This window comes from Bacteroides stercorirosoris, assembly GCF_900142015.1.
GTDB classification, from domain to species: Bacteria; Bacteroidota; Bacteroidia; order Bacteroidales; family Bacteroidaceae; genus Bacteroides; species Bacteroides stercorirosoris.
In genome coordinates this window covers 1-10,398 of record NZ_FQZN01000067.1, presented here as the reverse complement: position 1 = coordinate 10,398, position 10,398 = coordinate 1, and the positions used below count along the sequence as shown (strand labels likewise).

Genomic DNA, 10,398 nt, shown 5'->3' with positions numbered 1-10,398 from the left:
TCACGCCGATGGTACTGCGTCAAGTGGGAGAGTAGGTAGTCGCCGTTTTTTCAGAGAAGCCTCCATATCGAAAGATGTGGGGGCTTTTTGTATTTGGTAGGTTACAGATTTTTTCTTATATTTGCACCGCACTATTTATTATTAATGTTTTAAAGCAAAATTAGAGATGAAGACAAAGTTATTTTTAGCAGCTGTTGCAGTTGCATTTTCTTTCGCCGTGACTTCTTGTGGTAACAAAAAAGCAGCTGAAACTGAAGTAGTAGCTACTGACGAAGTTGAAGTTGTAGAAGGAGTTCAGGCATGTGATTCAACAAAAGCTTGCTGCAAAGAAGAAGCAGCCGCTTGTGACAGCACAAAGGCTTGTTGCAAGGACAAACAGGATTGTGAAAAGAAAGCTTGCGACAAGAAGTAATTCTCACTCGCTTAGGACTATATGAAGAGGGGTATACGGGAACGTATACCCCTCTTTTGTTATACTTTATTGTCTTAGTAGTTGACAAACTTATAAAATGATGCTTTTTAAGTGAAAAAAGTAACGGATTAGTTTGTAGGGAACGAAATTATCTATACCTTTGCACCGTAATAAGAAAACAAGAAGATAAAGATGATACAGAACTTTACATATATTCTACTGTGTGGTATTATTATTCTACTGGCAAAGTTTAGTGGAAGTGAGTGCTGTGCGTGAATATATGTAACGATTAGGATATTCGAAAGCCTTTCTCACTTCCAAGTGTGAAAGGCTTTTTTAATGGCAATAATTTAATAAATATAATAAGAAATGAGTGACAAGTTGTTTATTTTCGACACAACGCTCCGCGATGGTGAGCAGGTTCCGGGATGCCAATTGAATACAGTGGAAAAGATTCAGGTAGCAAAGGCGCTGGAAGCACTGGGAGTGGATGTTATTGAAGCAGGATTCCCTATCTCCAGTCCGGGAGATTTCAATTCGGTAATTGAAATATCAAAAGCGGTGACGTGGCCTACTATTTGTGCGCTGACCCGTGCAGTACAAAAAGATATAGATGTGGCAGCGGATGCGTTGAAGTTTGCCAAGCACAAACGTATTCATACGGGTATCGGGACATCAGATTCGCATATCAAGTATAAATTCAATTCAAATCGTGAGGAAATCATAGAACGTGCAGTGGCTGCCGTGAAGTATGCCCGCCGCTATGTGGATGATGTGGAATTCTATGCAGAGGATGCCGGCCGTACGGATAATGAGTATTTGGCTCGTGTGGTGGAAGCCGTTATCAAGGCGGGTGCCACGGTAGTGAATATCCCGGATACGACCGGTTACTGCCTGCCCAATGAATACGGTGCGAAGATCAAGTATCTGATGGAACACGTGAGCGGCATTGAAAGGGCTATCCTCTCTACCCACTGTCACAATGACCTGGGAATGGCTACGGCCAACACTATGGCGGGTGTGCTGAATGGTGCGCGTCAGGTGGAGGTTACCATCAATGGTATCGGTGAGCGTGCCGGTAACACTTCGCTTGAGGAAGTGGCTATGATTATCAAATGCCATAAGGATATTGAGATTGAAACAAATATCAATACGCAGAAGATTTATCCGACCAGCCGCATGGTGTCCAGCTTGATGAATATGCCGGTACAGCCGAATAAAGCTATCGTGGGACGTAATGCTTTTGCCCATTCGTCGGGCATCCATCAGGATGGTGTGTTGAAGAATGTGCAGACGTATGAGATTATCGATCCGCACGATGTGGGTATTGATGATAACTCTATCGTATTGACTGCCCGTAGCGGACGTGCTGCCTTGAAGAACCGCTTACAGATATTGGGCGTTGACCTTGAACAGGATCAGCTGGATAAAGTATATGAGGCTTTCCTAAAATTGGCAGATAAGAAAAAAGATATCAATGATGACGATATCCTCGTGCTTGCCGGTGCCGACCGCACGCAGAACCATCGCGTGAAGTTGGAGTACTTGCAAGTGACCAGTGGGGTAGGTGTCCGCTCGGTTGCCAGCCTGGGATTGAACATCTCCGGTGAGAAGTTTGAGGCGGCTGCCAGCGGAAACGGTCCGGTGGATGCAGCGATAAAGGCTTTGAAAAAGATTATAGACCGCCACATGACATTGAAAGAATTCACTATCCAAGCCATCAGCAAGGGTAGCGACGATATGGGTAAGGTGCACATGCAGGTGGAATATGATAATCATATTTATTATGGTTTCGGAGCAAACACCGACATCATTGCCGCATCGGTAGAAGCTTATATTGATTGTATCAATAAGTTCAAATCATAAGACTAACCTCAATTATAAATCGTAAAATCATAATAAATCTGATGAATACATTATTTGATAAAATCTGGGATGCCCACGTGGTTCAGCAAGTGGAAGATGGTCCCACACAGTTATACATCGACCGCCTTTATTGTCATGAAGTGACCAGTCCGCAGGCTTTTGCAGGATTGCGTGCACGCGGCATCAAGTGTTTCCGTCCGGAAAAGATTTACTGTATGCCCGACCACAATACGCCTACGCACGATCAGGACAAACCGATTGAAGACCCTATTTCGAAGACACAGGTGGATACGCTGGCTAAAAATGCGGAAGACTTCGGACTGACACACTTCGGTATGCTGCACGAGAAGAACGGTATCATCCATGTGGTAGGTCCGGAAAGAGGACTGACACTGCCCGGAATGACGATTGTGTGCGGTGACTCACATACTTCAACACACGGTGCTATGGGAGCGGTGGCTTTCGGTATCGGCACGAGTGAGGTGGAAATGGTAATGGCTTCACAATGTATCTTGCAGACACGTCCGAAGACGATGCGCATTACAGTAGATGGAAAACTAGGTAAAGGTGTGACGGCAAAAGATCTTGCTCTTTACATGATGTCTAAGATGACAACCAGCGGTGCTACGGGATATTTTGTGGAATATGCCGGAGAAGCGGTTCGCAGTTTGACAATGGAAGGACGCCTGACATTGTGCAACCTGAGTATAGAGATGGGTGCACGTGGTGGTATGGTGGCACCGGATGAGGTAACATTTGAATATATAAAAGGTCGTGAATATGCTCCGCAAGGTGAGGCATGGGACAAAGCGTTGGCTTACTGGAAGACGCTGAAGAGCGATGAGAATGCGACCTTCGATAAAGAAGTGCGTTTTGATGCTGCAGATATCGAGCCGATGATTACTTATGGAACAAATCCGGGTATGGGTATGGGCATCACACAACATATCCCTACCACTGAGGGTATGGGAGAGGCTGCAAAAGCTTCATTCCTGAAATCAATGGATTATATGGGCTTCAAACCCGGTGAGGAAGTATTGGGCAAGAAGATTGACTACGTATTCCTGGGTGCTTGTACGAATGGACGTATCGAGGACTTCCGTGCTTTTACTTCTTTGGTGAAAGGACGCAGGAAAGCGGAACATGTGGTTGCCTGGTTGGTGCCCGGTTCGTGGATGGTGGATGCACAAATTCGTGAAGAAGGTTTGGATAAGGTGCTGGAAGAAGCAGGATTTGCTATCCGTCAGCCGGGATGTTCAGCTTGCCTGGCAATGAATGATGACAAGGTGCCTGCCGGAAAATATGCGGTTTCTACAAGCAATCGTAATTTTGAAGGTCGTCAGGGACCGGGTTCACGCACATTGCTTGCCAGTCCGCTGGTGGCTGCTGCTGTGGCGGTGACGGGAGTGATTACAGATCCGAGAGAACTGATTTGATAAAGAGTGGGAATAGAAAATTTAATCGTAAAGCTAAAAAACAATGAAACAAAAATTCAATATAATCACCAGTACTTGTGTCCCCCTCCCATTGGAGAATGTAGATACAGACCAGATCATCCCTGCACGTTTTCTGAAAGCTACGACGAAAGAAGGTTTCGGAGAGAATTTGTTCCGTGACTGGCGCTATGACAAACAGGGAAACAAAATAGATTCATTCGTTCTGAATGATCCGACCTATAGCGGACAAGTGCTTGTTGCCGGAAAGAATTTCGGTTCGGGTTCCAGTCGTGAACATGCTGCATGGGCTATTGCGGATTATGGTTTCCGAGTAGTAGTCAGCAGCTTCTTCGCAGATATCCATAAGAATAATGAATTGAATAACTTCGTATTGCCGGTGGTGGTGAGCGAACCGTTCCTGAAAGAACTTTTCGATTCTATCGCTACCGATCCGAAGACGGAAGTAGTAGTGAATTTGCCGGAGCAAACCATTACTAACAAAGCAACAGGCAAAAGTGAGAACTTTGAAATCAATACTTATAAGAAGCATTGCCTGATGAATGGTCTGGATGATATAGATTTCCTGGTAGAGAATAAAGATAAAATAGAAGCGTGGGAAAATAAAAATGAAGTATAAACAGCCCCAAATAGAAATCATGGACACCACACTCCGCGACGGTGAGCAAACCAGCGGTGTGTCGTTCGTCCCCCATGAGAAGCTGATGATAGCCCGTTTGCTACTGGAAGAACTGAAGGTAGACAGGGTGGAAGTAGCATCCGCGCGGGTTTCGGATGGTGAGTTCGACGCAGTCAAGATGATATGTGACTGGGCGGCACGACGCAACCTGTTGCCGAAAGTGGAGGTGTTGGGTTTCGTAGACGGGCATATGTCGGTAGACTGGATACACGCTACCGGCTGCCGCGTCATTAATTTGTTGTGTAAAGGCTCACTGAAACATTGCACGTGTCAGTTGAGAAAAACTTCCGAAGAACATATTGAAGATATCATTGCCGTGGTGAATTATGCCAATGAGCAGGATATGGAGGTCAATATTTATCTGGAAGACTGGAGTAATGGGATGAAAGACTCTCCGGAGTATGTGTTCCAGATGATGGATGCATTGCTGCATACGAATATCAAGCGATATATGCTGCCTGATACCTTAGGCGTACTGAATCCGTTGCAAGTCATCGAATATATGCGGAAGATGGTGAAACGTTATCCGCATGCCCACTTCGATTTCCATCCGCATAATGATTACGACCTGGCTGTGAGCAACGTGCTTGCTGCCGTGCTGAGTGGTGCAAAGGGACTTCATACCACTATCAACGGTTTGGGTGAGCGTGCCGGAAATGCGCCGCTTTCCAGTGTGCAGGCTATTCTGAAAGACCATTTCAATGCCATCACCAATATCGACGAAGGCCGTTTGAATGAGGTCAGCCGGGTGGTTGAGTCCTATTCGGGTATTGCAATTCCTGCCAACAAGCCGATTGTGGGCGAGAATGTGTTTACACAGGTGGCTGGAGTGCATGCCGATGGCGATAATAAGAGTAATCTTTACTGCAATGACTTGCTGCCCGAACGTTTCGGACGTAAACGGGAGTATGCATTGGGCAAAAACAGTGGTAAGGCGAATATCCGCAAGAACCTGGAAGACCTAGGGCTGACTCTGGATGAGGACTCCATGCGTAAGGTGACGGAGCGGATTATCGAACTGGGGGATAAAAAAGAATTGGTTACTCAGGAAGACCTTCCTTATATCGTCTCTGACGTGTTGAAGCATGGCATCATGAATGAGAAGGTGAAACTGAAGACTTATATCGTGAACCTTGCTTACGGTCTGAAACCTATGGCAACGCTGAAGATTGAAATCAACGGACAGGAGTTTGAAGAGAGTTCGAGCGGTGACGGTCAGTATGATGCCTTTGTGCGTGCATTGCGCAAGATATATAAGGTGACTTTGGGGCGTCGCTTCCCGATGCTGACGAATTATGCCGTGAGCATCCCTCCCGGCGGACGCACCGATGCTTTTGTGCAGACAGTGATAACCTGGAGCTTTGACAACACGGTGTTCCGCACCCGCGGACTGGATGCCGACCAGACGGAAGCGGCAATCAAAGCGACCATGAAGATGCTGAATATTATAGAAGACGAGTATAAAACAGAATAAAGAATAAGATTAAAAATAAATTAGAAGAAAATGGATTTTAAAATTGCAGTATTAGCCGGAGACGGCATTGGCCCCGAGATTTCCGTTGTAGGTGTAGACGTAATGAGCGCCGTTTGTGAGAAATTCGGACATAAAGTAAGCTATGAATACGCTATTTGTGGCGCAGACGCTATCGACAAAGTGGGTGATCCGTTCCCCGAAGCTACTTACGAAGTATGTAAGAATGCCGATGCCGTTCTGTTCTCTGCCGTAGGCGACCCGAAATTTGATAATGATCCCACGGCAAAAGTACGTCCCGAACAGGGCCTGCTGGCTATGCGTAAGAAACTGGGATTGTTTGCCAATATCCGTCCCGTGCAGACTTTCAAATGCCTGCTTCATAAGTCTCCGCTCCGTGCCGAATTAGTGGACGGTGCGGATTTTCTTTGCATTCGCGAGCTGACAGGCGGTATGTATTTCGGTGAGAAATATCAGGATAATGACAAGGCGTATGATACCAATATGTACACCCGTCCGGAGATTGAACGTATCCTAAAAGTTGGTTTTGAATATGCCATGAAGCGTAATAAGCACCTCACAGTGGTAGATAAAGCAAACGTGCTGGCATCTTCACGCCTGTGGAGACAGATTGCCCAGGAGATGGCTCCGCAATATCCCGAAGTGACTACGGACTATATGTTTGTGGACAACGCTGCCATGAAGATGATTCAGGAACCTAAGTTTTTCGATGTGATGGTTACGGAAAATACTTTCGGTGATATCCTTACCGACGAAGGTTCCGTTATCAGCGGTTCTATGGGCTTGCTTCCTTCCGCTTCCACGGGTGAAAGTACTCCGGTGTTCGAACCGATTCATGGTTCATGGCCGCAGGCTAAAGGCTTGAATATCGCTAATCCGTTGGCACAAATCCTTTCAGCCGCTATGCTATTCGAATATTTTGACCTCAAGGAAGAAGGTGCATTAATCCGCAAAGCTGTGGATGCATCTCTGGATGCTAACGTCCGCACACCGGAAATCCAGGTAGAAGGTGGCGAGAAATATGGTACGAAAGAAGTCGGTGCATGGGTGGTGGACTATATCAAACGTAGCTAATCATCCGCAAAGACGGCTTCGCAATGTTCACCCGGAATTTCAAATTCAAGTGTGGCATGACCGATACCGAAATCTTCGAGCCGGTGGCGGATAAGGTGTTTCACCTCTTGCATGTCCTCCGGTTCCTTTAATACGATATGGGCTGTCAGTGCATTTTCAGTGGTGCTGATGGCCCATATATGTATGTGGTGGACGTCGTCTACACCGCGAATGGCACGGATGGCTTCCACCACTTTTTTACTGTCGATGCTGCTGGGCACACCGTCCAACGTCAGGCGAAGGCTATCGTGCAGCAAATTCCAGGTGGAGATGAGGATGACAACGGCTACTATCAGACCGATAATCGGGTCGATGATATACCAGCCCGTCCGGCTGATGACGATGCCTGCCACCAATACACCGACCGACACCAGCGCATCTGCCGCCATATGCAGATAAGCCCCTTTTACATTCAGGTCTTTCTCTTTGTCTTTCATGAAAAGGAAAGCGGTGAAGGCGTTGATAACTACCCCCACACCCGCCACCCAGGCAATGGCCCCGCCGGGAACGACTGCCGGATTACTGAGTTTGTGGATACTCTCGATAACGATGGCGCCCACCGCTACCAGCAGGATGACGGCATTGAGAAGCGACACAAGAATGGTGCTCTTCTTATAACCATATGTATAACGTGCATTTGCCCTGACCTTGGCAAGGCGGAAAGCGAGCAATGCCAACACAAGGCTGACTACATCGCTCAGATTATGCCCTGCATCGGAAAGTAGTGCGAGCGAGTCGAACCAGAAGCCGGCTGCGAACTCTACGGCGACAAAGGCCAAATTGAGCACTATGCCGATGATGAAAGCCTTGTTCAACGACTCTGCATTGATGCTGTGACTGTGATGAGGTTGATGTTCGTGTGACATATATATAATAAGGTGTAAGAGTTATACAAATTTTATTATGCAAATTTACGTGATAGAAATGTAACACTTGAGCGGCGAAATAGTTTTTTATCTATCTTTGCTTGAAAACGAAGATAAGCTGCACCTCTGCATAAAAAATGAACTCGTTCATTTTATTCTGCTCTCGGTTTGCATTATCTTTGTGCGAAGATACCTATAAATGGGGACATTTAATAATTAGATTGTTATGGCAAAAATAGCAAAGAATCTGACAGAGCTGATCGGCTGTACTCCGCTTATGGAGCTGGCGGGATATAGTAGGAAATATGAATTGAAACAGAATATAATCGCTAAACTGGAAGCGTTCAATCCGGCCGGCAGTGTGAAGGATCGCGTGGCGCTTGCCATGATTGAAGACGCGGAAGTACGCGGGGCATTGAAAGCCGGTGCGACCATCATAGAACCTACCAGCGGAAATACCGGTGTTGGATTGGCCATGGTTGCCACCATCAAAGGGTATCATCTGATACTTACGATGCCCGAAACCATGAGTATAGAACGTCGTAACCTCCTGAAAGCTTTTGGTGCGGAAATCGTGCTGACGGATGGACTGGCAGGGATGTCGGGTTCCATTGCAAAAGCGCAGGAACTGCGGGAGGCTATTCCCGGTTCCGTTATTCTCCAACAATTCGAAAACCCTTCTAATGCGCATATCCATGCCTTGACTACAGGTGAAGAAATCTGGACGGATACAGACGGAAAGATTGATGTCTTCGTTGCCGGAGTGGGGACGGGGGGGACCGTCTGTGGGGTGGCGCGTGCGTTGAAGAAACATAACCCGGATGTGTATATTGTTGCCGTAGAGCCTGCGTCTTCTCCGGTTTTGAAAGGAGGAACGGCGGGGCCGCACCGCATTCAAGGCATCGGGGCTAATTTTATCCCTGCCATTTATGATGCTTCCGTTGTAGATGAAGTGCTGCCCGTGCCCGATGATGAAGCCATTCGTGGCGGACGTGAACTGGCTTCCACCGAAGGATTGCTGGCGGGTATCTCTTCCGGTGCGGCAGTGTATGCGGCGCGTTTGCTGGCTCAGCGTCCGGAGTTTGCAGATAAGACGATTGTAACCCTTCTGCCTGATACGGGAGAGCGTTATCTGTCCACGGAACTATTTGCGTTTGATACTTATCCGTTGGATTAAGTACCAACTGTTTTTAGTATAAATCAGTCACATCATTACAGTTCCTATTAAGAGAAACGAGCGTTCCCATGAGGGGAAACTGTAGTTCCCATTAGAGGAAACGAGCGTTCCCATGAGAGGAAACTGTAGTTCCCATTAAGAGAAACGGCCGTTTATCTGTAAGCAACAAAATCTTTAATAGCATTATGAAAAAGTTTATTCTTTCTTTCCTTATATATATAATAGGTGTAACCCCTGTGTTTTCCCAAACTTATCAGGAACTGAGCGACCGTGCCATCGCCTGTACCGAACAAGACAGCCTGGCACAAGCGGAAAATTATATCTGTCAAGCCTTGAAACTGGAGCCGGCCAATCCGCATAACGCCTTATTATTCTCCAATCTCGGCACCATCCAGCGTCGGCAACGTGATTATGAACAAGCTTTAGAGTCGTATACTTTTGCACTGAATATTGCTCCGCGTGCCATTCCCATCCTCCTGAACCGTGCTGCACTGAATCTTGAAATGGGACGGAACGACCACGCACGTATAGACTACTCCCTGGTGCTGGATTTGGAAAAGGACAATAAAGAAGCCCTTCTGATGCGTGCCTATATCTATGCAAGTCAACGTGACCTCAAATTTGCCCGGGTAGATTACGAACGTTTACTGAAACTCGATCCTCAGAATTATAATGCCCGTTTAGGTCTGGCCACCCTGGAACAGAAAGACGGAAACTTGCAGAAAGCCTTGGAAATATTAAATAAGATGCTGGTTGAAAATCCGGAAGATGCTGCCTTATACGTGGCACGTGCCGGGGTGGAACAGGATATGCAGCATGTTGACCTGGCCATGATTGATCTGGAAGAGGCTCTGAAACTGAATTCCTCACAAACCGAAGCTTATCTGATGCGAGGACAGATCTATTTATCCCAAAAGAAGAAAAGTCTGGCTAAACAGGACTTTGAAAAGGCTATGTTTCTTGGCGTGCCACAGGCTGAGCTTAGGGGGGTGTTGCAGCAGTGCAGATGATGTACTTTTCTTTTGCCTTGATGCAAAAGAAAAGATACCAAAAGAAAAAATCAAGGCTGCACTTCCGGGGCTACTCCGACACTGCCATGCACAGACGGGGCTCGAACTCGCTTCGCTCAAACAATCGCCCCTTACCTGCGCCTGACAGTGCCTCCGCTGACGCCCCTACAGTGAGGCCGGGAAACCTTGCGGCGTGAAAACACAGGATGAAAGTGCAATATAAGTGCATTATGAAGGGATATTCAGTAAATGTCCCTCTTTCTAATAAATTAAGAGAACAGTTTTACTTTACGTGAGCTTTTCTCTTAATTTTTTTCTGTAAAGTCTCA

9 protein-coding genes are annotated in these 10,398 nt (G+C 46.7%); 8 read left to right on the top strand and 1 reads right to left on the bottom strand.

What is annotated here, in order from left to right; all coding sequences use genetic code 11:
• The first annotated feature begins 166 nt into the window (after positions 1-166).
• The 6 genes from BUC01_RS24505 (at position 167) to leuB (ending at position 6,977) form a co-directional block, all read left to right on the top strand.
• Positions 167-412, top strand: a complete 246-nt coding sequence (locus tag BUC01_RS24505) for a hypothetical protein (protein WP_025835770.1) — start codon at positions 167-169, stop codon at positions 410-412.
• A gap of 369 nt (positions 413-781) precedes the next feature.
• Positions 782-2,278, top strand: coding sequence for a 2-isopropylmalate synthase (locus tag BUC01_RS24500; RefSeq protein WP_073315185.1), 1,497 nt, complete (start codon positions 782-784; stop codon positions 2,276-2,278).
• Between the two features lie 41 nt (positions 2,279-2,319).
• Positions 2,320-3,714: a 3-isopropylmalate dehydratase large subunit gene (leuC, locus tag BUC01_RS24495; protein WP_073315183.1), complete on the top strand. Its 1,395-nt coding sequence runs from the start codon at positions 2,320-2,322 to the stop codon at positions 3,712-3,714.
• Between the two features lie 43 nt (positions 3,715-3,757).
• The gene (gene leuD / locus BUC01_RS24490) at positions 3,758-4,351 is read left to right on the top strand and encodes a 3-isopropylmalate dehydratase small subunit (RefSeq protein ID WP_025835772.1); all 594 of its coding nucleotides are present in this window, start codon (positions 3,758-3,760) and stop codon (positions 4,349-4,351) included.
• Positions 4,341-5,885 (top strand): alpha-isopropylmalate synthase regulatory domain-containing protein, encoded by a 1,545-nt coding sequence (locus BUC01_RS24485; protein WP_025835774.1) that lies wholly within the window; start codon positions 4,341-4,343, stop codon positions 5,883-5,885. The genes leuD and BUC01_RS24485 overlap by 11 nt, the downstream gene beginning before the upstream one ends.
• 30 nt (positions 5,886-5,915) lie before the next feature.
• A complete protein-coding gene (leuB, locus tag BUC01_RS24480) occupies positions 5,916-6,977 on the top strand; it encodes a 3-isopropylmalate dehydrogenase (RefSeq protein WP_025835776.1) in 1,062 nt (353 codons plus the stop codon).
• Here leuB and BUC01_RS24475 read toward each other — a convergent pair.
• The gene (locus tag BUC01_RS24475) at positions 6,974-7,882 is read right to left on the bottom strand and encodes a cation diffusion facilitator family transporter (protein ID WP_073315181.1); all 909 of its coding nucleotides are present in this window, start codon (positions 7,880-7,882) and stop codon (positions 6,974-6,976) included. The genes leuB and BUC01_RS24475 overlap by 4 nt on opposite strands.
• A gap of 226 nt (positions 7,883-8,108) precedes the next feature.
• On the opposite strand from BUC01_RS24475, the gene cysK reads away from it, so the two are divergent.
• Positions 8,109-9,059 carry a cysteine synthase A gene (cysK, locus tag BUC01_RS24470; RefSeq protein ID WP_025835778.1) on the top strand — a complete coding sequence of 317 codons (951 nt, stop codon included), beginning with the start codon at positions 8,109-8,111 and terminating at the stop codon, positions 9,057-9,059.
• Positions 9,060-9,244: 185 nt separating this feature from the next.
• Positions 9,245-10,069 (top strand): tetratricopeptide repeat protein, encoded by an 825-nt coding sequence (locus BUC01_RS24465; protein ID WP_025835781.1) that lies wholly within the window; start codon positions 9,245-9,247, stop codon positions 10,067-10,069.
• Positions 10,070-10,398: the final 329 nt, after the last annotated feature.